The following is a 25,009-nucleotide window of genomic DNA, read 5'->3' as shown; positions in this document are numbered from 1 at the left end:
TCGGGTGCTCTTCCTCGGTGCTGGTCGGTCGGGTCGTCGCACGACGACCGTGGGGATGTTCGAGGGCCGGGTGCGCGGGGCATCCGCCACGCTCCACGTTACGCGCCTCAGGCGGGGTGCGCGGCTCCCCCGCCGCGGGCGGCGTCGATGAGCGCGACCATCCGGGCGGTGCCGTCGCGGACGCCCGCGGTCGCCGCGGCGGCGGCCATCGCGGCGACGCGATCCGCATCGGTGAGGAGCGGCACCAGCTCGGCGCCGACCCACTCGGGAAGGAACCGGGCGTCGTCGACGAGGATGCCGCCGCCCGCCTCGACCACGCCGGCCGCGTTGAAGCGCTGTTCGCCGTTGCCGACCGGGTACGGCACGTAGACGGCCGGGAGCCCGAGGGCGGCGAGCTCGCTCACCGTCGCGGCGCCGGCGCGCGAGACCGCGAGGTCGGCGACGGCCAGTGCGAGGTCCATGCGGTCGGCGTACTCGACCATGCGGTAGTCGGCGATGCCCGGGTCGTCGACCTCGGACTTCGCCCCGGTGATGTGCAGCACCTGCCAGCCGGCGCCCGTGATCGCGCGGGCGCTGTCGACCATCGTGCGGTTGATGCGACGCGCACCGAGCGAGCCGCCGGTCGCGAGGAGCACCGGGCGGGCCGGGTCCAGGCCGAAGAACTCCGCGGCCTCGGCACGGAGCGACGCGCGGTCGAGCGATTCGATCTCGCGTCGCAGCGGCATGCCGACGACCTCGGCGTGCGGCAACGGCGTGCCTTCGAACGCGACGCCGACCTCGGCCGCCCAGCGGGCGCCGAGCCGGTTCGCGAGCCCCGGCTTCGCATTCGCCTCGTGGATCACCACGGGGATGCCCGCGCGACGCGCGGCGAGGTAGGCGGGGGTCGAGACGTAGCCGCCGAACCCGACGACGATCTCGACGCCGCGTTCGGAGATGATGCGCGCCACGTCGTCGATCGAGCGGCCGAACCGCGACGGGAACGCCAGGGCGGCCCGGTTCGGGCGCCGCGGGAACGGCACCTTCGCGATGGTGAGGAGCTCGTAGCCGCGCGCGGGCACGAGGCGGGCCTCGAGTCCCTCGGCCGTGCCGAGCACGAGCACCTCGGCGTCGGAGTCGCGCTCCCGGAGCCGATCCGCGACGGCGAGCAGGGGATTCACGTGGCCGGCGGTGCCGCCGCCGGCGAGGAGGTAGACGCTCATCGTGCGGCACGCTCCGATGCGCGCGCCTTGCGTGCCGCGGCACGTGCCGCCGCCCGCGCCGGCGCCTCGGGGTCGCGCGCGACCGAGAGCACGACGCCGATGGCGACGAGGGTCGTCAGGAGGGCGGTGCCACCGGCCGAGACGAGCGGCAGCGGGACACCGAGGACGGGGAAGACTCCGAGCACGACTCCGATATTGACACAGGCCTGGCCGATGACCCACACCATCACGGCCGCGGTGACCGTCTTCGCGAACATGGTCCGCGAGCTCCGCAGCACCCGGGCGAAGGCGACCGCGAGCAGCACGAACATGCCGATGACCACGATCGCGCCGATGAGCCCGAGCTCCTCGCCGATGATCGCGAAGATGAAGTCGTTGTCGGCGGCCGGCAACCACGACCACTTCGCCGCCGAGTTGCCGAGCCCGACGCCGAACACGCCGCCGTTCGCGAGCGCATACGTGCCGTGCATGACCTGCCAGCACGAGTTCAGCGTGTCGGCGCCTCCGGTGTCGCAGTTCGAGTCGACGAATGACATGATCCGTCGCATCCGGTTCTCGCTCGAGAAGGCGACGATCACGAAGCCCACGATCGCGACGAGGATCGGCACGAGCAGCAGGCGCAGCCGAACCCCGATCAGGAAGAGCGCGCCGAGCAGCATCGCCCCCATGATCATCACGGTGCCGAGGTCGCCGCCGAGGAGGACGAGGCCGATCGCCCCGCCGCCGACGAGCAGGATGGGCAGCACCCCGTGGGTGAAGTCGCCGAGCTTGTCCTGCTTCTTGGTGACGATGAGCCCGAGCCAGATGACGAGCGCGACCTTGATGAACTCCGAGGGCTGGAACTGCACCGGGCCGACGCGCAGCCAGTTGGTGTTGCCGCCGTCCTCGATGCCGAGGTCGGTGGCGACGACGAGCAGCTGCGGGATGCAGGTGATGATCAGCGCCGGCCACGCGATGCGCATCCAGAACTGCTCGGGCATGCGGCTCGCGATGAGCATCGCCGGGATGCCGATGATCGCGAACACGCCCTGGCGGATCGCCTGGTCGAGGAGGCCGCCGTCTTCGAGGTAGGACTCGACGAGCGACGCCGAGAGCACCATGACGAGGCCGAGCACGACGAGGAAGAGCGTCGTGCCGAGCAGTAGGAAGTAGTCGGCCGATTCGACGCGGAAGACCCGCCCGAGCCGGATGCGGGCGGCCGAGACGCCCTGCTGATCAGCCTTCTGGCGACGGGTCGAGCGGGGCGGAGTCGCCATCCGCCTCACCTCCCAGCATCGTTCTGACCGCCTCGTGGAACCGTCGGCCGCGATCGCCGTAGTCGGCGAACTGGTCCATCGACGCCGCGGCGGGCGCGAGGAGCACGGTGTCGCCCTCTGCGGCGACCGATGCGGCCAGTGCGACCGCCTCGGGCATCACCTGTTCAGTGTCGTCGGCGATCACCTCGAAGAGGGGCAGCCCGGGCGCGTGTCGGCGGAACGCCGCGACGAGGAGTTCGCGGTCGACGCCGATCACGATCGCCGCGCGGAGGCGCCCGATGTGCGCCGCGACGAGCGCATCGGCGTCGACGCCCTTGAGGAGCCCGCCGACGATCCAGACGACGCGGCCGAACGCCCGCAGCGACGCCTCGGCGGCATGCGGGTTCGTCGCCTTCGAGTCGTCGATCCAGCGGATGCCGCCGGCGACGGCCACGGTCTCGATGCGGTGCGCGTCGAGACGGAAGTCGTTCAGGGCATCGTGGATGACTCCGACCGGGACGCCGAACGAGCGGGCCAGCGCCGAGGCGGCGAGGATGTTCGCCACCACATGCGGCGCATCGAGGCCGCGAGGCTCGAGCTCGACCCGCGTCGTGATCTCGAGCGCGGTGTTGCGCCGGTCGTCGAGATACGCGCGGTCGGCGAGGATCCCCTCAACCACGCCGAAGTCGCTCGGCCCCGGCACGTCGAGGCCGAAGCCGATCGCCCTCGCGCCCTCTTCGACCTCGGCGTCCTCGACCATCCGCCTCGTCGCCTCGTCGGCTCGGTTGTAGACGCAGGCGTGCTTCGTGTTCGCGTACACCTTCGCCTTGGCCGCACGATAGGCCTCGAACGAGCCGTGCCAGTCGAGGTGGTCGTCGGCGATGTTGAGCACCGTGCTCGCCCACGGGTGCACTGCACCCGGGCCCTCGGTCGGCAGGTGGTGCAGCTGGTAGCTCGAGAGCTCGACGACGAGCACGTCGAACCCGCCCGGGTCGCGCACCGCGTCGAGCACCGGCACGCCGATGTTGCCGCACGGCGCCGCCCGCAGCCCGTTCGCCGCGAGGAAGGTCGCGGTCATCTGCACGGTCGTCGTTTTGCCGTTGGTCCCGGTCACGAGGATCCACTCGGCGGCGTTCACCTTGTCGCGGACGCGCCAGGCCAGTTCGATGTCGCCCCACACGGCGATTCGCTCGCGGCCGGCCCACTCGAGCACCGGGTGGTCGGGGTGGAACCCCGGCGAGACCACGACGACCTCGGGCGCGAACGCCTCGAGCTCGGCGGGCACCACGTCGAGCGGGTGGCGCACGAGCTTCGCGCCGATCACCTCGAGGATGCGCGCGCGGTCGTCGTCGACCTCGGGCGCGACGACGAGGACGTCGGCGCCGAGCTCGGTGAGGGTGTCGGCGACCGCGAAGCCGGTGACGCCCACGCCGAGCACCGCGACCTTGAGCCCGCGCCAGTCGGCGTTCCAGCTCGTCAGGGTGTCGAGACGGTTCGAGGTCGGTGCCGAGGCATCCGCCATCAGCTCTGCAGCCATTCGAAGTAGAACGCGCCGACGCCGGCGGCGACGAAGAGTCCGCCGATGATCCAGAAGCGCACGACGATCGTGACCTCGGCCCAGCCCTTCAGCTCGAAGTGATGGTGGATCGGACTCATCAGGAAGATGCGTTTGCCGTGCGTCACCTTGAAGTAGGCCCGCTGCAGGATGACCGAGCCGGTCTCGATGACGAAGAGGCCGCCGATGATGATGACGAGGAGCTCGGTGTGGCTCACCACCGCGAGCGCCGCGAGCGCGCCGCCGAGGCCGAGCGAGCCGGTGTCGCCCATGTAGATCTTGGCGGGGTTCGTGTTCCACCAGAGGAAGCCGATGAGGCCGCCGACGATCGCGGCCGAGACGATCGCGATGTCGAGCGGATCGCGCACGTTGTAGCAGCGGTACTCGTCGTTCTCGTTCAGGCCCACCGCGGCGCACGCCTGGTTGAACTGCCAGAAGCCGATGAACACGAAGGAGCCGATCGCGAGGATCGAGGCGCCGCCGGCGAGGCCGTCGAGCCCGTCGGTCACGTTGACGCCGTTCGAGGTCGACGCCGCGATCAGGCAGATCCAGACGACGTAGAGGATGATGCCGAAGAACGTGCCGAACACCATGAAGTCGAGCGGCAGATCGCGGATGAACGAGATCTTCGTGTTCGCCGGCGTCACGCCCTGGTCGTTCGGGAACTGCAGCGCGAGCAGCGCGAACAGCGCCGCGACGATCACCTGCCCGGCGACCTTCGCCCAGCCGCCGAGCCCGAGGCTCTGCTTCTTGCGGGTCTTCAGGAAGTCGTCGACGAATCCGACGAGGCCGAGGCCGACCATCATGAGGAGCACCAGCATGCCCGACGCCGTCGGCCGCTCGTTCGAGACGAGCAGCGTCGCGACGAAGTATCCGAACAGGGTGCCGAGGATGAAGATGATGCCGCCCATGGTCGGCGTGCCGCGCTTGACGTGATGGCTCTGCGGCCCGTCGTCACGGATGAACTGGCCCCAGCCGATCCGCGTGAACAGGCGGATGAACAGCGGGGTCAGGAACAGCGTGAAGGCGAGCGACAACGCTCCGGCGGTCAGCAGTGCTCTCACGCGAACCATTCTCCCAGTCGGTCGCCGAGCAGGCAGGTCGACTGCCAAGCCTCGCCGAGATGATGCACTGCGCTCACGCGAACCATTCTCCCAGTCGGTCGCCGAGCAGGCGGAGACCCGCCGAGTTCGACGATTTCACCAATATCGTGTCGCCGGGGCGGGCGCCCGCGGTGACGAGTTCGAAGGCCTCATCGGCGGTCTCGACGTACGCCGATTCGCCGTCCCACGATCCTTCGTTGATCGCGGAGATGTGCAGTCGGCGGGCGGCCTGGCCGACGACGACGAGCTGCGAGATCCCGAGGCGCACGGCGAGCAGGCCGATGCGGTCGTGCTCCTCCCCCGAGAACTCGCCGAGCTCGCTCATCTCGCCGAGGACGGCGATCGTGCGGCTGCCCGGCTCACGCACCTGGGCGAGCGTCTTGAGCGCGGCCGACATCGAATCGGGGCTCGCGTTGTACGCGTCGTTGATGACGGTGATGCCGTTGCGGCCGCCCATGAGCTGCATGCGCCAGCGTTCGGCGAGGGTCACCTGCTCGAGGGCGGCGACCACGTCGGCGAGGAGCACGCCGAGTTCGACGGATGCCGCGATCGCGGCCAGCGCGTTCATGACGTGATGCTCGCCGAGCACCCCGAAGTGCACCCGCGCCTGCTCGCCGCCGGGCACCGTCACGGTGAAGTCGGTGCCGCGCGAGTGGGCGCGGAGCTCGGTCGCGCGCACCTCGGCGGTGTCGCCCAGCCCGAACCAGACGACGCGGGCGTCCGTGAGCCCGGCCATCGGCACGACGCGCGGGTCGTCGGCGTTGAGCACCGCGACGTCGCCGGGGAGGAGGTCGGTGACCATCTCGGACTTCGCCTGCACGGTCTTCTCGATGCCGCCGAACTCGCCGGCGTGGGCGAGGCCGACCTTCAGCACGATGCCGACGTCGGGGCGGGCCATGCGGATGAGCCGGGCGATCTCGCCGACCCCCGAGGCGCCCATCTCGGCGACGAGGAACTCGGTGTCCTCGGCCAGCTCGAGCATCGTGACGGGGGCGCCGACCTCGTTGTTGTACGAGGCACGTGCGGCGACGGTCGGACCGACCTTCTCGAGCACGGCGCGCAGCAGGTTCTTCGTCGTGGTCTTGCCGTTCGACCCCGTGACGCCGACGATGCGCAGCCGGCCGAGCGCGCGCACCCGGCGCACGGCCTCGGTCGCGAGCGCGCCGAGCGCGTCGATCGAGTCGGCCACCACGATCTGGGGCACGGGCAGTTCGAGCGTGTGCTCGACGATGAGCACGGCGGCGCCGCGCTCGACGGCCGACGGGGCGAAGCGGTGGCCGTCGTCGAACTCGCCGCGCTTGGCGACGAAGACGTCGCCCGCACCGATCTCGCGCGAGTCGGTCGTGACGGCGCCCGTGACGACGCTCTCGGCCGTCGCGGTCGTTCCCTCGAGGTGGAGCGTGCCGCCCGCGGCCGCCGCGATCTCGGCGAGCGTGAGCGCGATCATTCGAGCCACCCCGCTTCGCGGAGCGCCTGCTTGGAGTCTTCGCGTGCCGAGTACGGGATCTTCACGCCTTTCACCTCGTGGTAGTCCTCATGGCCGGGGCCGGCGTAGAGGATGGCGTCGCCGTCGTCGGCGAGGGCCAGTGCGGCGCGGAACGCCGCCTTCGGGTCGGCGATCTCGTGGATCTCGCGCTCGGGCACGGCGGCGCGTGCACCGGCGATGAGCGCGGAGCGGATCGCCGCGGGATCCTCGAATCGCGGGTGGAAGTCGGTGATGACGACGACGTCGGCGCCGCGTGCGGCGATCGCCCCCATCTCGGCGCGCTTCGTCGTGTCGCGGTCGCCGTCGGCGCCGAACACCATGATGACGCGGCCCCGGGTCGAGCGACGGATCGCACCGAGCGTCTGGAGGAACGCGTCGGGGCTGTGCCCGTAGTCGATGTACACGATGGGGCCGCGATCGCCCGAGATGCGTTCGGCACGGCCCGGGATGTACGCGTCGATGCCGCCGTCGCGCTCGAGCGCGGCGGAGATGCGGTCGAGGTCGTAGCCCGCTTCGGTGAGCATGACGATCGCGAGGGCCGCGTTCGCCGCCATGTACCAGCCGAGGAGCGGCACGCGGGTCTCGAGGCGACGGCCGTCGGGAGCCTCGAGCGCGAAGGCCGTGTACGCCGCCGCCTCCTCGAGGATGGTGAGGCGCCAGTCGGCGGGCACGTCGGCCTCGCTCGTCAGCGTCGTCACCGGGATGCGCGACTCGGCGACCAGCCGGCGACCCCATTCGGAGTCGACGGTGACGACGCCGCGTCGCGCGCGGTCGGGCGCGAAGAGCTCGCGCTTCGCCTCGAAGTACTCGTCCATGTCGGCGTAGTCGTCGAGGTGGTCGTGCGTGAGGTTCGTGAAGCCCGCGACGTCGAAGACGAGTCCGTCGACGCGATGGCGCGAGAGCGCCTGCGCCGACACCTCGATGCCGACCGCCCGCACCTCGACCTCACGCATGCGGGCGAGGAGCGCGTGCAGCTCGCTCGCCTCGGGCGTCGTCAGCGAGCTCGTGACGGCCTCGTCGCCGATGCGGCGCTCGGCCGTCGAGGTGAGGCCGGCGACGACGCCGAGCTGGCGGAGGATGCCGTAGAGCAGGTACACGACGCTGGTCTTGCCGTTGGTGCCGGTCACGGCGAACGTCGTCGCCGGGTTCTCCGCCGTGCGGTGGATCCAGGCGGCGACCTCGCCGAGCGCGGCGCGCGCGTCGGGCGTCACGAGGATCGGCAGCCCCGATTCGGCGGCGAGGGTCGCGCCGGCCTCGTCGGTCAGCACGGCGACGGCGCCCGCGTCGCGGGCGGCGACGGCGTACTTCGCCCCGTGCGCGTTGCGCCCGGGGACGCCGACGTAGAGGTCGCCGGGGCGCACCGCGCCCGAGGCGAGACCCGCACCGGTGACTTCGAGGTCGCCGAGCTCGCCGCGCACGTCGAACCCGAACTCCTCGGCGAGGCCGCGGAGCGATCGGGGGCTCGGGTGCTGCGGCCGGAGGGCCGTTGGAGGCGATCCGGTCACGAACCCAACTTTCTCACCAGGTAGCTGGCAGATCGGGCGCCGGAGCGCCGGATGGAACGGTCCGATACTTCTTCAGCACCTGGCTCATCACCTCTTGGAAGACGGGAGCGGATGCGGCGGACGAGTTCATCTTAACGGCATTCTGGAAGCTCACCGAAACGACGAACTCGGGATCGTCGGCGGGAGCGAAGCCCGAGACGGAGACGAGGTAGCCCGGCAGGTAGTGCCCGTCGGGGCCCGCCACCTGCGCCGTGCCCGTCTTCGCCGCGACCCGGTAGCCGGGGATCTCCCACTGGTCGGCGAGCCAGCCGTCGGCGTAGACGCGCTCGAGCATCGCGCTCGTCTCGTCGGCCGCCTTCTCGGAGACGACGCGGGTGCCCTGGGCGGGCGGCGAGGTGGTCTCGCCGTCCGCGGTGGTGCACCCGTCGACGAGCGTGACGGGCATCCGAACGCCGCCGTTCGCCAAGGTCTGGTAGACGCTCGCGATCTGCACGGCGGTCGTGGTGAGGCCCTGGCCGAACATGGTCGCGTACTTCGTCTGGTTGTCCCAGTCGTCGGGGTCGCCGTGCAGGTCGCCGGCCGCCTCCTGGGGGAATCCGACCTCCGTCTGCTCGCCCAGGCCGAAGTCGAGCATGTCCTCGTAGCGCTGCCGGTCGCTGAGCCGCTCGCCGAACTTCGACATCCCCGTGTTCGACGACTCGACGAGCACCCCGGTGAGGGTCAGCCGCTCGTCGTCGTGGACCGAGCTGTCGTTGATGTTCGCGCCGTTCGGCGGAAGATACCGGTACGGGGCGATGATCTGGTCGACGGGGGTCGCCTTGCCCGCATCGAGCACCGACGCGGCGGTGAGCGCCTTGAAGGTCGAGCCGGGTTCGTACGGCGCGGTGAACGCGCGCGAACCGCGGTCCTCGGCGTCGGTCGCCGAGGGGTCGTTGGGGTCGACGGTCGGCACGTCGGCGATCGCGAGCAGACGCCCGGTCTTCACCTCCATGACCGTCACGGTGGCCCAGTCGGCGCCGACGGCCCGACGCTGCTCCTCCGCGACGCGCTGCACGTAGTACTGCAGGTCGGCGTCGATCGTGAGCTTCAGCGTGCCGCCGTCCTTCGCCTGCTTGTGCACGATCTCGCTGCCGGGGATGGGCACCCAGTCGGCCGCGCTGTGGAGGTAGCTCACCTCGCCGTCGGTGCCCGCGAGGCACTGGTCCTCGGCGAGTTCGAGGCCTTGGAGCGGGGTGCCGTCGTCTTCCTGCACGAAACCGAGCAGGTTGCCGCCGACCGCCCCGTTCGGGTACGTGCGGCTCGGGTGCTTCTCGGCGTACACCCATGGGATGTCGAGGGCCTTCACCGCGTCGTAGGCCGTCGTGTCGACCTGCTTCGCGAGGAACGCGTAGTCGGAGTCGGGGTCCTCGGCGAGCTTCGAGGTGATGACGCCGACCACCTGGTCGCCGGTGAGGCCGACGGCCGGGCCGAGCTCGGCTGCGGCCGGGGCGAGCTCCGCGACGAGTTCCGCCGCCGTGACCTCGACCTTCTGGCCGGGATGCTCCTTCTGCTTCCGCTCGAGCACCGAAAGCTGCGCCTGCTTCGGCGAGATGACGATGTCGTAGCGCATCACGCTGTCGGCGAGCACCGTGCCGTTGGCGTCGACGATGTCGCCGCGGGCGCCCCAGACCTTGACGGGCTGCGACCTCGCGTCCTGCGACTTCGCGTTCAGGGCCGAGGCGCGCACCACCTGGATGTCGACGAGCTTCACGACGAACACCCCGACCAGCACGACGAGCACCACCGCCGAGGCGAGGATCCTGCGCATCGGGTGTCGACTCGTCCGGTTCATCCGTTGCGGTCCTCGTTCGTGCTCGTCGTGCTGGTGCTAGTGGGTGGCGGGCGTCGGCAGTCCATCGCCCACCGGCGGAGCGACCGGAGCCTCGACGGGCGCCTCGGCCCCCGCCTCGCCTGCCGCCCCCGCTGCGGTCTCACCCTTCGGAGTCTCCCCCGCGGGCTGCTCGGTGACGAGCGGCACGCCGTCGATGAGGGCATTCGGGACGAGCGGCGCGGAGGCCGCGGCTCCCCCGGTCGCGGCGGACGGGTCGCCGCTCACCGTGCCGTCGGAGAGCCGGAGCAGCACCGGGTTCGAGTTCGGCACCATCCCGAGGGCTTCGGCGTTCGCGGCGAGGTACTGCGGCGACTCGACCCGGTCGAGGTCCTCGCGGAGCTGCTGCTCCTGCCGGTCGAGCGTCGACTGCTGCATGGTCGCCGCGTCGATGTCGTAGGCGCCCTGCGTGATGGCGATCGACAGCAGCAGCTGCGCGACCACGATGACCGCGACCCCCGCGACGGCGATGATCGCGTAGGCGAGGCGGGGCTTCGCCCGTCCGGTGCCCGGCTCGGGCGCGGGGCGCAGCCAGCGGGGCCGCTCGGGCGCGCGCCGGGGCGCGGGCAGGGACTGGGCCGGCACAGCGCTCATGACGGCCTCCTCACTCGTTCTGCGGCGCGCAGGCGCACCGGTTTCGCACGCGGGTTCTCCGCCTGCTCGGATTCGCTCGCGAGCTCGGCGCCCCTGACGAGGAGCTTCCACTGCGGGCGGTGCTCGGGCAGCTCCATGGGGAGCCCGGCCGGTGCCGACGAGCTGGATGCGGTCTGCAGCACTCGTTTGACGATGCGGTCCTCGAGCGACTGATACGCGAGCACGACGATCCGGCCGCCGACGGCGATCGAGTCGAGCGCCGCGGGCATCGCACGCTCGAGCACCGAGAGCTCCTCGTTGACCTCGATGCGCAGCGCCTGGAACACCCGCTTCGCGGGATGCCCCTGCCGCTGCACGGCGACCGGGGTCGCCGCCTGGATCACGGCGACGAGTTCGGCCGAACGGGTGATCGGGGCCTCCTCCCGCGCCCTGACGATCGCTCGCGCGTAGCGGGCCGCCAGCTTCTCCTCGCCGTAGTCGAGGAAGATGCGCCGCAGTTCGTCCTCGCTCGACTCGGCGATGACGTCGGCCGCGGTGCGGCCCTTCGTCGAGTCCATCCGCATGTCGAGCGGGGCGTCCTTCGAGTAGGCGAATCCCCGCTCGGCGCGGTCGAGCTGCAGCGAGGAGACGCCGAGGTCGAAGAGCACGCCCTGCACCTCGGTGAATCCCTCGGATCGCACGGCCTTCGCGATGCCGTCGTAGACGGTGTGCACGAAGCGGGCGCGGTCGCCGAACTTCGCGAGCCGCTTGCGGGCGATGCCGAGCGCGTCGGTGTCGCGGTCGAGTCCGATGACCGTGAGCTCGGGGAAGCGCTCGAGGAACGCCGCCGTGTGCCCGCCCATGCCGAGCGTGGCGTCGACCATCACCGCGCCGCGCTGCTCGAGCGCCGGTGCGAGCAGCTCGAGCGTGCGCTCGAGCATGACCGGGGTGTGAATGCGTTCGATGTCCATGATTCCGCCTTGCCTTCCGGGCCTTCGAGCCCTGATCCCCATCCGTTCGTCCTGATGCGGGGAAGTGCACCAGGCCCGGCCGGCTGGGAGTCGGGACCCGTGGATCAGAAGAGTCCGGGGATCACCTCCTCCGCCGTTTCCGCGAAGGCCGCCTCCTGCTCGGCGAGGTAGCTCTGCCACGCCGCCTGATCCCAGATCTCCACCCGGCTGCCCGCGCCGATGACCGTGAGGTCCCGGTCGAGCCCCGCATAGCTGCGGAGCATGGCGGGGATGGTGACCCGGTTCTGCTTGTCGGGGGTCTCCGCGGATGCCCCCGAGAGGAACACGCGCATGTAATCGCGTGCCTGCTTGCTCGTGACCGGGGCTTGGCGGATCTTCTCGCTCATGCTCTCGAACTCGCGGGCGCTGAATACGTAGACGCAGCGCTCCTGCCCGCGCGTGAGCACGAGCCCGTTCGACAGCTCCTCCCGGAATTTCGCCGGAAGAATGACGCGGCCTTTCTCATCGAGCTTTGGTTCGTAACTCCCGAGGAACACCACACCACCCCCTTTCCTCCGGCCAGAATCCAGGTGGCCCCACTTTACTCCACCTCCATCCACTGATCAACGACATTCGCTCGATTTCACGGCTTTACGGCGCCTGAAGGCCCGTCATCACGCGGAATTCCGGGGGTGGAGGGAGGTGGAGGAAAACGACACGCCGGGGAGGAGCAGGGGCGTCGGCCCGCTGCTGGATGCCCCGCCGACGGCATCGGGCGAGCGCGCGAGTGCCCCCGGGGACACGAAAAACGGGCCGATCAGACGATCGGCCCGTTCAGGTGGTGCGAAGTGGAGTGGCTACTCGTGCCCGTCCTGGCGGCGGTCCCAACGCTCGTTCATGCGATCCATGAATCCGGTGCGCGAGCGGGGCTTCGCCCCACCAGAGGACTGCTCGCTCGGCGCGGGCGCGGCGGCGCCGCGCTTCGAGGGCGTGATCGCGACGAGGACGCCGGCGAACATGAGCGCGAAGCCCAGGATGCCGATGATCAGCAGTTGGGTCGCGACACCGATGATCAGCGCACCGACGCCGGCGACGGCGAGCAGCACACCGAGCACGATGGCGCGGTAGTTCGGGCGCCGACCCCGCACGCCGCCGACGGCATGCACGAAATCGGCATCATTGCGATAGAGGTTCCGCTCCATCTCCTCGAGAAGACGTTGCTCCTGCTCTGAAAGCGGCATCTCTTTCCCCTCAGGCTCGGGATCGACGCATCCGAGTCCATTCTAGCCCTGCGCTGCGTCGGTAGGCTAGGCGGGTGGCTCACAGCTCCCGACTGGTCGATATGGTGCACGAACGCATCGAGGATTTCCTCGCCGAACGCACCTCCATTCTCCGCTCGATCAGCGCCGACCTCGAACCGCTCGACGGCTTCTCTCGGCGCTTTCTCAGCGGGGGAAAGCGCTTCCGCGCGCTCTTCTGCTACTGGGGCTGGGAGGCGGTGCGAACCCGCGGCTTCGACCCATACGAGTCGACCGAGGGGCCCGACCGGTTCCCGGTCGTCTCGGCGGCGGCCGCGCTCGAACTCTTCCACGCCGCGGCGCTCGTGCACGACGATCTCATCGACCGATCCGACACCCGCCGCGGCCTCCCCTCGGCCCATCGGCTCTTCGAGGGGCTCCACGCCGAATCAGGCTGGGCCGGCGACGCCGCCGACTTCGGCGTCGACGCGGCGATCCTCCTCGGCGACCTCCTGCTCGGCTGGAGCGACGAGATCCTCGACGAGGGGCTCGACGCCCTCGACGATCGCGCCGCCGCCCGCGCGGCGCGTCGCGAGTTCATGCGGATGCGCACCGAGGTCACGGCCGGCCAGTACCTCGACATCCTCGAGGAGCGGGCCTGGGTCGTGCAGCCCGACGACGAGCAGCGGCTGCGCGCAGAACGGGTCGTCGTCTACAAGTCGGCGAAGTACAGCATCGAGGCCCCCCTCGTGATCGGCGCCTCCATCGCGGGCGCGACCGAGTCGCAGCTCCGCGCGCTCCGCGACTTCGGCCTGCCGCTCGGCATCGCCTACCAGCTCCGCGACGACCTGCTCGGCGTCTTCGGCGACCCCGAGGTCACCGGCAAGCCGAGCGGCGACGACCTCAGGGAGGGCAAGCGCACGGTGCTCGTCGCGATCGCCCGCGAGCGGCTCGCTGCGGGCCAGCGGCGACTCCTCGACGAACTCCTCGGCGATGCGTCACTGAGCGCCGAGCAGGTCCGGATGCTGCAGCGCACGATCTCCGACTGCGGCGCCGTCGACGAGGTCGAGGAGCTCATCGCACGGAACGCGGCCCGCGCGGTCGCCGCCCTCGACGACGCACCGCTCGGGCACGAGGCGCGCAACGAGCTCGCCGCGATGGCGAAGACGGTCACCCGTCGCACGAGCTGAGCGGCGCGGCAGCGTCGACGTCGCGCTCAGGCCAGCGCCTGGGCGATCCGCCGCACCTCGGCCTTCCTGCCGGCGCGCAGGGCGTCGATCGGGGTCGTCCCGAGGCTGTCCTCCTCGGCGAGGAACCATTCGAGCGCCTCGCCGTCGCTGAAGCCGGCATCCGCGAGCACCATCGCGGTGCCGTGGATCTCGGGCATCGGCGCATCGTTCTTGAGGAACACGGACGGCACCTTCAGCACGCCGTCGACGCGAGCGGCCAGCAGGTGCCGGTCGTCGATCATGCGGCGCACGCGGCTGGGGCTCTCGCCCAGCAGCTCGACGAGGTCGGGAACAGTCAGCCAGGTGGTCTCGGCGGCATCGGTCACGTCACCAAGCCTGCCATGTCCCGAGGCGTCGGAAAAGCAGTGCATCGCGAATGCCGTCATGATCGAGGCGCGGCCGCGCCTCGATCCGAACGCGCCGCCCGCACCGAGTCGGCGGACTCGCGGCGGGGTGTTTGACTCGCCCCGATGCCTGTGCGACGGTGACGGGAGTCGGAGCACCAGGCCGGCGAAGGGGGAACCATGGCGTACGACGTCGACGACGCCGGCGGACGCGAGCGGCGCGGATCCGGCGGACGGGGGTCGGCACGCGGCATCCGCGGGCTGCTCACGGTGCCGCTCGCGGTCGTGAGCGCCGTGGCCGTCACCCTCGGCATCGCGCAGCCGGCCGAAGCCGCACCGCAGCCGGTCAAGCGGCAACCGAAGGCGAAGACGGCCGCCCCCGGGGCGATGATGCGCGCCGCCGCCTCGACCGCGGGCGCCGTGCCCGAGGAGGTCGTCGTCGCCGAGGGCGACACGGTCAGCGGCATCGCCGAGCGATTCGGCCTCTCGACCGCCGAGGTGCTCGCGCACAACGGACTCGGCTGGTCCAGCATGATCTTCCCCGGACAGCGCCTGGCGCTGCCCGGCGGACGGGCGGCGCCCGCGGCTCCGCCGCCCCGCGATGCGATCGCGAAGCACCTCGTCGCCGAGGGCGACACGATGAGCGGCATCGCCGAGCGATACGGCGTGGCACTCGACGAGCTCCTCAGAGTCAACGGACTCGGCCGACAGTCGCTCATCTTCCCCGGCGAGGCGATCGTGCTGCCGCCCGACGCCGCCGACCGCCCCGCGCCGGCACCCGTCGCCGCGGCCGTCCCCGACGAGCCGGCCGCACCGTCCCCGGCCGACACCCACGTCGTCGTCGACGGCGACACGGTGTGGGACATCGCCGCGCGCAACGACGTCGAGGTCGCGGCGCTCATCGCGGCGAACGGGCTCGACGCGAACGCGACGATCAGGCCGGGTCAGCGACTCGCGATCCCCCGTCCCGTCGCCGTCGTCACCGTCGCCTCCGTCAGCGTCGTCCTCACCGAGGAGATGCGCGCCAACGCGCAGCTCATCGTCGACGTCGGCCGCGAGCTCGGCGTGCCCGACTCGGGCATCGCCGTCGCACTCGCGGCGGCGGCCCAGGAGTCCGGGCTGAAGAACGTCCGGCACGGCGACCGCGACTCGCAGGGCCTGTTCCAGCAGCGCCCGAGCCAGGGCTGGGGCACCGTCGAGGAGGTGCTCGACCCTGTGCGCGCCGCGAGGGCCTTCTACGGCGGACCGGGCAACCCGAATCCGGGCGTCACCGCCGGGCTGCTCGATATTCCCGGATGGGAATCGATGTCGCTCACCGAGGCCGCCCAGTCCGTGCAGCACAGCGCCCACCCCGACCACTACGCCAAGTGGGAGGCGCAGGCGAAGGCGTGGCTCGCCGAACTCGGCTGAACCTCATCACGATGGGGTTTCGATCGGCGCGTCTGCGGCGTTTGTTCAGATCACGGCATATGCCGTTTCGTAGACTCGAACGGTGACCAGTGCACCTCCCGACCCCATGATCGGCCGTCTCATCGACGGTCGCTATCAGGTGCGCTCCAGGATCGCCCGAGGCGGCATGGCGACCGTCTACCTCGCGACCGACCTCCGTCTCGAGCGGCGGGTCGCGATCAAGATCATGCACGGGCACCTCGCCGACGACAACACCTTCAAGACCCGCTTCGTGCAGGAGGCCCGTTCGGCCGCGCGGCTCGCCCACCCGAACGTGGTGAACGTCTTCGACCAGGGCCAGGACGCCGACATGGCGTACCTCGTCATGGAGTACCTGCCCGGGATCACGCTGCGCGAACTCCTGAAGGACTACAAGAAGCTCACGCCCGAGCAGACCGTCGACATCATGGACGCGGTGCTGTCGGGTCTCGCCGCGGCCCACAAGGCCGGCATCGTGCACCGCGACCTCAAGCCCGAGAACGTGCTCCTCGCCGACGACGGCCGCATCAAGCTCGGCGACTTCGGCCTCGCCCGTGCGGCCAGCGCGAACACCGCGACCGGGCAGGCGCTCCTCGGCACGATCGCCTACCTCTCCCCCGAGCTCGTGACGCGCGGGGTGGCCGACGCGCGCAGCGACATCTACGCCGTCGGCATCATGATGTTCGAGATGCTGACGGGCGAGCAGCCCTACGTCGGCGAGGCGCCCATGGCCATCGCCTACCAGCACGCGAACGACGAGGTCCCGGCGCCCAGCTCGAAGAACCCGGCCGTGCCGTCAGAGCTCGACGAACTCGTCCTGTGGGCGACGCGACGCGACCCCGACGAGCGCCCGCGCGACGCGCGCGAGCTGCTCGACCGGTTGCGCGAGGCCGAGCCGGCGCTCCGCTCCTCGCACGTCCCGCTCACCACGCAGGCGACGATGGTCCTGCCGGCGGCCGGTGAGCTCCTCGGCACCGCAACCGCCGAGACGAGCGTTCTCGGCACGGCCGCGCTCGCTGCTCCTTCGAACATCACGACCGCCGAGGCGGCCGATGGCGACGACGCCGCCGAGCTCGCGACGAGCGCGGCGCGCCGCAAGCGCCGTGGCTACTGGATCCTCGCACTCGTCCTCCTGGTCACCGGTCTCGCAGCAGGCACCGGCTGGTACTTCGGCGCCGGACCCGGCGCCTACGTGACGATTCCGAAGACGGCCACCGAGACTCCCGAGGCGGCGCTCGCGCTCCTCACCGACGCCGGCTTCGAGGTGAAACAGGAGACCCGCACCGATCCCGAGATCCCCGTGGGCGCCGTCATCGACACCGACCCCGCCGGCGGGAGCTCGGTTCGAAACGGCTCGACCGTGACCCTCCTCGTCTCGGAGGGGCCCCGCATCCTCGAGGTGCCCCAGGTCGTCGGCGAACCGGTCGACGCGGCCACCGAGCTGTTGGCCGAGTTCACCCTGCTCGAGCCCATCGAGCAGTTCTCCGCGGAGGTCGCGGCCGGCTCCGTCATCGGTGCGCTCGGCGCCGACGGCGAGGCCCTCCCGGCCAGCTACCCCGAGCGCGGCGAGATCACGCTGATCGTCTCGGTCGGCCCCGTGCCGCCCGTCGAGGGTCTGCCGGTCGCCGACGCCGAGGCGAAGCTGAAGGACGCCGGGCTCGAGGTGAAGTACAAGGATCCGGTCTTCTCGAACGACGTCCCGAAGGACCACGTCGTCACCGCCGATTGGCTGAACGATCCCATGCGACCCGGGTCGACGGTCGAGCTGACCGTGTCGAAGGGCCAGGACCTGGTCGCCGTGCCGAACGTCGTCGGCAAGCCGCTCCAGGACGCGATCGACGAGCTCGAGGCGGCGGGATTCAAGGTCGCCCACAGCTTCCCTGCCGCGTTCATCGCCTTCGCCACGGTGAACGAGCAGAATCCGGTCGCCGACACGCAGGCCGTGCGCGGCAGCACGATCACCCTCGTGGCGACCCTCACCGTCTGAACCGAAGGCCGCCGCCACAGGTGGCGGGGGCGCTGCGCAGTGGCGCGCAGGTCCGCGTCGGCTCTCCCTGCGGCTTCACGACATCGCGTGCCCGGAACGAGATCGGCGCGAGGCATCCGCCCAGAAGGGGATGCCCCGCGCCGAGGCCGGGTGCCGTGCGACTCAGCGCGCCGCGAGCTCCTCTGCCACGAGGAAGGCGAGCTCCAGCGACTGCATGTGGTTCAGGCGCGGGTCGCACAGCGACTCGTAGCGCGTCGCGAGGGTCGCCTCGTCGATCTGCTCTGAGCCGCCGAGGCACTCGGTGACGTCGTCGCCGGTGAGCTCGACGTGGATGCCGCCGGGGTGCGTGCCCGCGGCGCGATGCGCCTCGAAGAAGCCCTTGACCTCGTCGACCACGTCGTCGAAACGACGGGTCTTGTAGCCCGTGGGGGTCGTGATGCCGTTGCCGTGCATCGGGTCGGTCACCCACAGCGGGTTGGCGTCGCTCGCCTTGATCGCCTCGAGCAGCGGCGGCAGCGCCTCGCGGATCTTGCCGGCGCCCATGCGCGTGATGAAGGTGAGTCGGCCCGGCTCGCGGTTCGGGTCGAGCTTCTCGACGAGCTCGAGCATCGTCTCGGGCGTCGTCGTCGGGCCGAGCTTCACGCCGATCGGGTTGCGAACGCGCGAGAGGAAGTCGACGTGCGCGCCGTCGAGCTCGCGGGTGCGCTCACCGATCCAGATGAAGTGACCGCTCGTCACGTACGGCGTGCCCGTGCGCGAGTCGATGCGCGTCATCGGCCGCTCGTAGTCCATGAGCAGGCCCTCGTGGCCGGTGTAGAACTCGGTGTGCTTCAGCGCCTCGAAGTCGGCGCCGCAGGCGTCCATGAACTTCACGGCGCGATCGATCTCGCGAGCCATCGACTCGTAGCGCGAGTTCGCCGGGTTCTTCGCGAAGCCCTGGTTCCACGAATGCACCTGGCGCAGGTCGGCGAAGCCGCCCTGCGTGAAGGCGCGGATGAGGTTCAGCGTCGACGCGGCCGTGTGGTAGCCGCGGATGAGGCGGCCGGGGTCGGCCGCGCGCGACTCGGGCGTGAAGTCGTAGCCGTTGACGATGTCGCCGCGGTAGGCCGGCAGCGTCACGTCGCCGCGGGTCTCGTTGTCGCTCGAGCGGGGCTTCGCGAACTGGCCCGCCATGCGGCCCATCTTCACGACCGGCATCGAGGCGCCGTACGTCAGCACGACGGCCATCTGCAGCACCGTCTTGACGCGGTTGCGGATCTGGTCGGCGGTCGCCCCGGCGAAGGTCTCGGCGCAGTCGCCGCCCTGGAGGAGGAACGCCTCACCGCGCGAGGCGGCCGCGAGGCGATCGCGCATCGTGTCGACCTCGCCCGCGAAGACCAGCGGCGGCAGCGTGGCGAGCTCGGCCGAGGCCGCACGCGCTGCGTCGGCGTCGGGCCACGTCGGCTGCTGCTTGATCGGCAGCTCCCGCCAATAGTCGAGGCCCGCGATCACGGAGGGATCTGCGTTCACGAAGGGCTCGACAAGCTGTACCACGAGTGTGTCCTGAGGGGTGAGGGGCGCTGGTGCGCCGTGATGCGGAACGGCGACGCAGATCGCGCCGCCGTGCCTCGAGCCTACCGCGATTGCGCGGCCCGCTGCTCCTTCACCGAACTCGCGTACACGTCGACGTAGTCCTGGCCGCTCAGCGCCCGGAGCCGGTAGACGAGTTCGTCCGTCACAGAACGCAACACGAAGCGATCCCCCTCGAGCCCCTCGAAGCGCGTGAAGTCGACCGGCTCGCCGACGATGATGCCGATGCGACGCACCTTCGGCAGGCGCTTGCCGATGGGCATGACGTGCTCGGTGCCGATCATCGCCACGGGGATCACTGGGACGCCCGATTCGAGGACCATGCGCGCGACGCCCGTGCGGCCGCGGTAGAGCTTGCCGTCGGGGCTGCGGGTGCCCTCGGGGTAGATGCCGAGGATGCTGCCATCGGCGAGCACCCGGAGCCCCGTGTTGAGGGATGCCTCGGACGCCTTGCCGCCGGAGCGGTCGATCGGGAGCTGGCCGGCCGCCTGGAAGAACACGCGGGTCGCCCAGCCCTTGAGCCCCTTGCCCGTGAAGTAGTCGCTCTTCGCGAGGAAGACCACCGGACGGTCGACGACGAGCGGAAGGAAGATCGAGTCGATGAAGGAGAGGTGGTTCGACGCGAGCACCACGGCGCCCTGCTTGGGCACGTTCTCGAGCCCGACGACCCACGGGCGGAAGATCGAGAGGAGGATCGGCCCGATCACGAGGTTCTTCATGATCCAGTAGAACACCGCAGGGCTCCCTTCTCGTGGCGCATCGATCAGCCTACCGTCGGCCGCTCAGGCGTGCTCGGCGACCCAGACGCGGGCGAGGTCGGCGGCGCCGACGACCCCTGCGTCGTTCTGGAGCTCGGCGACGACGAAGTCGGGCTCGGGGTGGTACCCGCGCGCCGGGAGGTGCTCGAGGTAGGCCTCGCGGATCGGCTCGAGCAGGAGTTCGCCGGCGATCGCCACGCCACCGCCGAAGACGAAGCGCTGCGGGTCGAGCACGGCGGAGAGGCTCGCGGATGCCGCGCCGAGCCAGTGTCCGAGCTGGCGGAGCGCCGCGACCGCGCCGGGGTCGCCGGCCTCGATGAGGCCGCCGACGATCGCGCCGTCGAGTTCGCCGTGCTCGGCACGGGCGCGGGCGAGCGCCTGGCCGATGCCGCCGGCGTCGGCGATCTCGCCCGCCATGCGCAGCAGCGCCCGTCCGGAGCCGTACTGCTCGATGCATCCGCGCTGGCCGCAGCCGCAGGCGAGGCCGTCGGGCACCACGCGGAGGTGGCCGAGCTCGGCGCCGGCCCCGAAGCCGCCGCGGAAGAGGCGGTCCCCCGCGACGATGGCGCCGCCGACGCCCGTACCGATCGTGAGCATCACCATGTCGCTCACGAGGCGACCGGCGCCGAAGCGGAACTCGGCCCAACCGGCCGCGTTCGCGTCGTTGTCGACGACGACCGTGCCGCCCACGCGCGCCTCGAGCTTCGCGCGCAGCGGCTCGTTGCGCCAGTCGATGTTCGGCGCGTAGTAGAGGGTCGACTGGGCGGCGTCGACGAAGCCCGCCGCCGCGACGCCGACGGCGCCGATCTCGTCGCCGCCGCGCAGGCCCTCGATCATCGCGACGACCGCGTCCTCGAGCAGCCGGGGGTCGGCCGGCGTCGGCACCCGGTCGCTGCGGACGATGCCGCCGAGTTCGTCGACGACCGCTCCAGCGATCTTCGTTCCGCCGATGTCGATTCCGATCGCGTGCACGCGGACGCCGCCTTTCGAGCATGAAGAGGTACGAGGCTGATTCGTGCCGGGACCGTGGCCACGCGAGCAACGACTAGAGTGTAATCGACCCCAATGCCGAGGTCGCGCAGGTACCCGAGCCGGGCGCGATCCTCCCGGTGCCGAAGGAGCTACCGTGACCGAATTCTCCACGCCTGCCGTGGTCTCTCCAGACCCCACGGCGAACACCACCGATCTGCTCGTCGACCGGCTCGCTGCGACGCCCGATTCGGTCCTGTTCTCACTGCCCACCGCCGACGGCGGCTGGTCGCCGGTGACGACGCGCGAGTTCTACGACCAGGTCATCGCCCTCGCCAAGGGTCTCGTCGCGGCCGGCATCCAGCCGGGCGACAAGATCGGCCTCATGTGCAAGACGCGCTACGAGTGGACCCTGATCGACTTCGCCACGTGGTTCGCGGGCGCGGTGCTCGTGCCCGTCTACGAGACGAGCTCCCCCGCGCAGGTGCGCTGGAACCTCAGCGACTCGGGCGCCATCGCGATCATCCTCGAGACGCCCGACCACTTCGCGCGCTTCGACGAGGTGCACCCCGACCTCCCCGGCATCCGCAACACCTGGCAGATCGACCTCGGCGACCTCGAGAAGATCGCGGCGGGCGGCACCGAGGTTCCCGACGACGAGATCGAGCGCCGCCGCAAGCTCGCCAACGGCGACGACATCGCGACGCTCATCTACACCTCGGGTTCGACCGGCAAGCCGAAGGGCTGCGTGCTCACGCACTCGAACTTCGTCGAGCTCTCGCGCAACTCGGCCGTGGCCCTCGACGAGGTCGTGCTCGACCCGAACGGCGCCTCGACGCTCCTCTTCATCACCCTCGCGCACGTCTTCGCGCGTTTCATCGCGGTGCTCTGCGTGCACGCCGGTGTGCGCGTCGGCCACCAGCCCGACACGAAGCAGCTGCTCCCCTCGCTCGGCAGCTTCAAGCCGACCTTCCTCCTCGCCGTCCCGCGGGTGTTCGAGAAGGTCTACAACGTGTCTGAGCAGAAGGCCGAAGCCGGCGGCAAGGGCAAGATCTTCCGCTCCGCCGCCGACACCGCGGTCGCGTACTCGATCGCCCTCGAGCAGGGCAAGGTCCCGCTCGGACTGAAGCTCAAGTTCAAGCTGTTCGACGCGCTCGTCTTCTCGAAGCTCCGCGATGCCATGGGCGGCAACGTCAAGTACGCGGTCTCGGGTTCCGCGCCGCTCGGTCCTCGTCTCGGCCACTTCTACCACGCACTCGGCATCACGATCCTCGAGGGCTACGGCCTCACCGAGACGACCGCTCCGGCGAGCGTCAACCTCCCGTCGAAGTCGAAGATCGGCACCGTCGGCCCCGCGCTGCCCGGCAACGCGATCCGCCTCGCCGACGACGGCGAGATCCAGGTCAAGGGCGTCGCCGTCTTCAAGGAGTACTGGAAGAACGCCGAGGCGACCGCCGACACGTTCGACGGCGACTGGTTCAAGACGGGCGACATCGGCTCCTTCGACGCCGACGGCTTCCTCACGATCACCGGCCGCAAGAAGGAGATCATCGTCACGGCCGGCGGCAAGAACGTCGCCCCCGCCGCCCTCGAGGACCCGATTCGCGCGAACCCGCTCGTCGGCCAGGTCGTCGTGGTCGGCGACCAGAAGCCGTTCATCTCGGCGCTCGTCACGCTCGACTCCGAGATGCTCCCGGTCTGGCTCAACAACAACGGCGAAGACGCCGGCATGACGCTCGAAGAGGCCTCGACCAACGCCGCGGTGCTCGCCGAGGTCCAGCGCGCGATCGACGCAGCGAACGAGAACGTCTCGCGGGCCGAGTCGATCCGCAAGTTCACGATCCTCACGAGCGAGCTCACCGAGGAGAGCGGGCACCTCACGCCGAAGCTCAGCATCAAGCGCAACATCATCCTGCAGGACTTCGCCCCGCTCATCGAGGCGATGTACTCGGGCGCACCGGCGACCGAGGGCCACTCGATCGTCAGCTGACGCTCGCCGAGCACGACGAAGCGCCCCACGGGATCTCCCGTGGGGCGCTTCTCGTCGAGGTCGCCGCGCCCGGACCGGTGCGCGTTCAGCAGTCCGTCAGAACCAGTCGGACTCGCGGATCTCCTTCATGGCCGAGCGGCGCTCGTCCTTCTCGAGGCGATCGAGGTAGAGCAGGCCGTCGAGGTGGTCGGTCTCGTGCTGCAGCGCCTGCGCCATGAGCCCCGTGCCCGACACCTCGATCTCCTTGCCGTCGAGGTCGATGCCCCGTACGCGCGCGAACGGGTAGCGCGGGGTCTTCCTCCACAGGCCGGGCACCGAGAGGCAGCCCTCGTCGATGGCCTCCTTCTCGCCCGACACCTCGACGAGCTCGGGGTTCAGGACGTACCCGACCTCGCCGTCGATGTTGTAGCTGAAGGCGCGCAGGTTCACGCCGATCTGGGATGCCGCGACCCCGGCGCGGCCCGGCAGCCGGACACTGTCGAGGAGGTCGGCGACGAGCGCGCGCACACGATCATCGACCTGTTCGACGGGGGCTGAGACGGTCTTCAAGACGGGGTCGCCGAACAGGCGAATGGGACGCTCTGGCAATGTTCTCCGATCAGTGCCCGCGTTCGGCGGGCAGGCCTTCCACCACGAGGGCGGCGAGTTCGCGCGCCGCGTGCTGGGTCACCGGGCGCAGTTCGTGCCAGTTGACCACGGAACCGGCCGCGAGTTGGGGGTCGTACGGGATGCGCACGATCTCGCGGACACGCGACTGGAAGTGCGCCTCGATCTCGTCGACCTTCACGAGGTGCGTTCCCTGCGTCGCGAGATTGATCGCGACGACCGCGTTGCGGACGAGTTCGCCGTAGCCGTTCGCCTCGAGCCAGGTGAGGGTCTCGGAGGCGAGGCGGGCCTCGTCGACGCTGCCGCCCGACACGATCACGATCGAGTCGGCGCGCTGCAGCGTCGCGCGCATCACGGAGTGGACGATGCCGGTGCCGCAGTCGGTCAGGACGAGCGAGTAGTACCGGGCCGCGAGCCCCGCGACGACGTTGTAGTCGTTGTCGTCGAACGCCTCGGAGAGGGTCGGGTCGGTGTCGGAGGCCAGGATGTCGAGCCGGGTCTCGTCACGCGAGACGAACCGGGAGAAGTCGGTGTAGCCGCCGATCGACGACGCCTTGGACACGACGTCCCGCACGGTCTCGCGGGTCTGCCGGTCGACGCGTTCTGCGAGGGTGCCTCGGTCGGGGTTCGCATCGATCGCGATGACCCGGTCGTCGCGGGCGTCGGCGAGAGCCATGCCGAGCAGCGCCGTGATCGTCGTCTTGCCGACGCCGCCCTTTCGGGTGAGCACCGGCACGAACCGAGCGCCGCCCTCGAAGCGCTTCTGGATGCGCTGGTTCATCGCCTTGTGCGCACGCGCCTTCGCCGAGTCGCCGAGGTTCACGAGATGCAGGGATGCCTCGTAGAGGAACCGGTTGAACCCGCCCTGCGGGGCGGGGCGCGTCGTGCGGTTGAGGTCGATCAGCCGATCGGCCGTCAGCGACTCGGGCGCCTCGGGCACCTCGGACGGGAGGGCCACCTCGTGGCCGCCGTCGACGGCCACCGCGACCTGGGTCGTGCCGGCCGCAGGCGTGTCGGCTCGGTCGAGCTCACGGGCCGCCTTCGCGTCGGCGGCGAGCAGCGCGCTGTAGGGCGACGACTCGCGACGTGTCGAACTGCGGTAGGCGCCGACCGCGAGCCCCGCGGGAAGGACGTCGACCGAACGCGTGCTCGTGTCGCCGCCGGCGCCGATCGCACCGGGATTCACCGAGACGTCGTCGATCGCCACGGCGACCTCGTCTTCGGGCACCTCGCGCACGGGCGCGGGCGGAAGGTCGACCCGGAGGTCGAGGTCGGGTGCGGGCACCGCCGCGTGGGCGCCGGTGGAGGTCGACGGGCTGATCCGATCGACCGGACCCGTGCGTACCCCCACTCCGCGCCGTGTCACCGGCCCGGTCTCGTGCGTCTCTTCAGCCACCGAATCCCCTCCTCATCAGTGC

Annotated in this window: 21 protein-coding genes; 4 read left to right on the top strand and 17 right to left on the bottom strand. The window is 70.7% G+C overall.

Annotated elements, in window-relative coordinates; translation table 11 throughout:
* Positions 1 to 107 precede the first annotated feature (107 nt).
* The 11 genes from murG to ACFVTR_RS09340 form a co-directional block, all read right to left on the bottom strand.
* Positions 108 to 1,199 carry an undecaprenyldiphospho-muramoylpentapeptide beta-N-acetylglucosaminyltransferase gene (murG, locus tag ACFVTR_RS09390; RefSeq protein WP_387036754.1) on the bottom strand — a complete coding sequence of 364 codons (1,092 nt, stop codon included), beginning with the start codon at positions 1,197 to 1,199 and terminating at the stop codon, positions 108 to 110.
* Complete coding sequence (ftsW, locus tag ACFVTR_RS09385) at positions 1,196 to 2,455, bottom strand: putative lipid II flippase FtsW (protein WP_387036752.1); 1,260 nt, start codon at positions 2,453 to 2,455, stop codon at positions 1,196 to 1,198. Before ftsW ends, murG begins: the two co-directional genes overlap by 4 nt.
* Positions 2,415 to 3,971 carry a UDP-N-acetylmuramoyl-L-alanine--D-glutamate ligase gene (murD, locus tag ACFVTR_RS09380; protein WP_387036751.1) on the bottom strand — a complete coding sequence of 519 codons (1,557 nt, stop codon included), beginning with the start codon at positions 3,969 to 3,971 and terminating at the stop codon, positions 2,415 to 2,417. The genes ftsW and murD overlap by 41 nt, the downstream gene beginning before the upstream one ends.
* A complete protein-coding gene (gene mraY, locus ACFVTR_RS09375; protein WP_387036749.1) occupies positions 3,956 to 5,053 on the bottom strand; it encodes a phospho-N-acetylmuramoyl-pentapeptide-transferase in 1,098 nt (365 codons plus the stop codon). Before mraY ends, murD begins: the two co-directional genes overlap by 16 nt.
* 73 nt (positions 5,054 to 5,126) lie before the next feature.
* Entirely contained in the window at positions 5,127 to 6,539 is a 1,413-nt protein-coding gene (gene murF, locus ACFVTR_RS09370; protein WP_387036747.1) for a UDP-N-acetylmuramoyl-tripeptide--D-alanyl-D-alanine ligase, read from the bottom strand.
* Positions 6,536 to 8,083 carry a Mur ligase family protein gene (locus ACFVTR_RS09365; protein WP_387036746.1) on the bottom strand — a complete coding sequence of 516 codons (1,548 nt, stop codon included), beginning with the start codon at positions 8,081 to 8,083 and terminating at the stop codon, positions 6,536 to 6,538. The genes murF and ACFVTR_RS09365 overlap by 4 nt, the downstream gene beginning before the upstream one ends.
* A 13-nt stretch (positions 8,084 to 8,096) precedes the next feature.
* Positions 8,097 to 9,890 carry a peptidoglycan D,D-transpeptidase FtsI family protein gene (locus ACFVTR_RS09360; protein ID WP_387036744.1) on the bottom strand — a complete coding sequence of 598 codons (1,794 nt, stop codon included), beginning with the start codon at positions 9,888 to 9,890 and terminating at the stop codon, positions 8,097 to 8,099.
* 60 nt (positions 9,891 to 9,950) lie between these two features.
* On the bottom strand, positions 9,951 to 10,544 hold the full coding sequence (locus ACFVTR_RS09355) for a hypothetical protein (RefSeq protein ID WP_387036742.1): 594 nt from the start codon (positions 10,542 to 10,544) through the stop codon (positions 9,951 to 9,953).
* Positions 10,541 to 11,494, bottom strand: coding sequence for a 16S rRNA (cytosine(1402)-N(4))-methyltransferase RsmH (gene rsmH / locus ACFVTR_RS09350; RefSeq protein ID WP_387036740.1), 954 nt, complete (start codon positions 11,492 to 11,494; stop codon positions 10,541 to 10,543). Before rsmH ends, ACFVTR_RS09355 begins: the two co-directional genes overlap by 4 nt.
* 104 nt (positions 11,495 to 11,598) lie before the next feature.
* Entirely contained in the window at positions 11,599 to 12,030 is a 432-nt protein-coding gene (gene mraZ / locus ACFVTR_RS09345; RefSeq protein WP_026378744.1) for a division/cell wall cluster transcriptional repressor MraZ, read from the bottom strand.
* 300 nt (positions 12,031 to 12,330) lie between these two features.
* Complete coding sequence (locus ACFVTR_RS09340) at positions 12,331 to 12,714, bottom strand: DUF3040 domain-containing protein (protein WP_376944799.1); 384 nt, start codon at positions 12,712 to 12,714, stop codon at positions 12,331 to 12,333.
* Positions 12,715 to 12,788: 74 nt separating this feature from the next.
* Here ACFVTR_RS09340 and ACFVTR_RS09335 point away from each other — a divergent pair, with 74 nt between their 5' ends.
* Positions 12,789 to 13,901, top strand: coding sequence for a polyprenyl synthetase family protein (locus ACFVTR_RS09335; protein ID WP_387036738.1), 1,113 nt, complete (start codon positions 12,789 to 12,791; stop codon positions 13,899 to 13,901).
* Positions 13,902 to 13,927: 26 nt separating this feature from the next.
* Here ACFVTR_RS09335 and ACFVTR_RS09330 read toward each other — a convergent pair whose 3' ends face one another.
* Positions 13,928 to 14,266, bottom strand: a complete 339-nt coding sequence (locus ACFVTR_RS09330; protein WP_387036736.1) for an Rv2175c family DNA-binding protein — start codon at positions 14,264 to 14,266, stop codon at positions 13,928 to 13,930.
* 198 nt (positions 14,267 to 14,464) lie between these two features.
* On the opposite strand from ACFVTR_RS09330, the gene ACFVTR_RS09325 reads away from it, so the two are divergent.
* On the top strand, positions 14,465 to 15,694 hold the full coding sequence (locus ACFVTR_RS09325) for a LysM peptidoglycan-binding domain-containing protein (protein ID WP_387036734.1): 1,230 nt from the start codon (positions 14,465 to 14,467) through the stop codon (positions 15,692 to 15,694).
* An 82-nt stretch (positions 15,695 to 15,776) separates the two neighbouring features.
* On the top strand, positions 15,777 to 17,699 hold the full coding sequence (gene pknB / locus ACFVTR_RS09320; RefSeq protein WP_387036732.1) for a Stk1 family PASTA domain-containing Ser/Thr kinase: 1,923 nt from the start codon (positions 15,777 to 15,779) through the stop codon (positions 17,697 to 17,699).
* Positions 17,700 to 17,861: 162 nt separating this feature from the next.
* Here the strand turns inward: pknB and ACFVTR_RS09315 are convergent, their stop codons facing one another.
* From ACFVTR_RS09315 to ACFVTR_RS09305, 3 genes are all read right to left on the bottom strand, one after another.
* Complete coding sequence (locus ACFVTR_RS09315; protein WP_387037734.1) at positions 17,862 to 19,190, bottom strand: class II 3-deoxy-7-phosphoheptulonate synthase; 1,329 nt, start codon at positions 19,188 to 19,190, stop codon at positions 17,862 to 17,864.
* Between the two features lie 122 nt (positions 19,191 to 19,312).
* Complete coding sequence (locus ACFVTR_RS09310; RefSeq protein WP_387036729.1) at positions 19,313 to 20,002, bottom strand: lysophospholipid acyltransferase family protein; 690 nt, start codon at positions 20,000 to 20,002, stop codon at positions 19,313 to 19,315.
* Between the two features lie 48 nt (positions 20,003 to 20,050).
* Entirely contained in the window at positions 20,051 to 20,998 is a 948-nt protein-coding gene (locus ACFVTR_RS09305; RefSeq protein ID WP_387036727.1) for an ROK family glucokinase, read from the bottom strand.
* 154 nt (positions 20,999 to 21,152) lie between these two features.
* On the opposite strand from ACFVTR_RS09305, the gene ACFVTR_RS09300 reads away from it, so the two are divergent.
* Positions 21,153 to 22,985 (top strand): AMP-dependent synthetase/ligase, encoded by a 1,833-nt coding sequence (locus ACFVTR_RS09300; protein ID WP_387036725.1) that lies wholly within the window; start codon positions 21,153 to 21,155, stop codon positions 22,983 to 22,985.
* Positions 22,986 to 23,081: 96 nt separating this feature from the next.
* On the opposite strand, the gene def is transcribed toward ACFVTR_RS09300, so the two are convergent.
* On the bottom strand, positions 23,082 to 23,573 hold the full coding sequence (gene def / locus ACFVTR_RS09295; protein ID WP_387036723.1) for a peptide deformylase: 492 nt from the start codon (positions 23,571 to 23,573) through the stop codon (positions 23,082 to 23,084).
* A gap of 10 nt (positions 23,574 to 23,583) precedes the next feature.
* Positions 23,584 to 24,987, bottom strand: coding sequence for a MinD/ParA family protein (locus ACFVTR_RS09290; protein WP_387036722.1), 1,404 nt, complete (start codon positions 24,985 to 24,987; stop codon positions 23,584 to 23,586).
* Positions 24,988 to 25,009: the final 22 nt, after the last annotated feature.

Source organism: Agromyces sp. NPDC058126 (genome assembly GCF_042884595.1).
Taxonomy (GTDB): Bacteria; Actinomycetota; Actinomycetes; order Actinomycetales; family Microbacteriaceae; genus Agromyces.
Note: the sequence above shows the minus strand (reverse complement) of the source record. Positions and strands in the feature narration are given on the sequence as shown.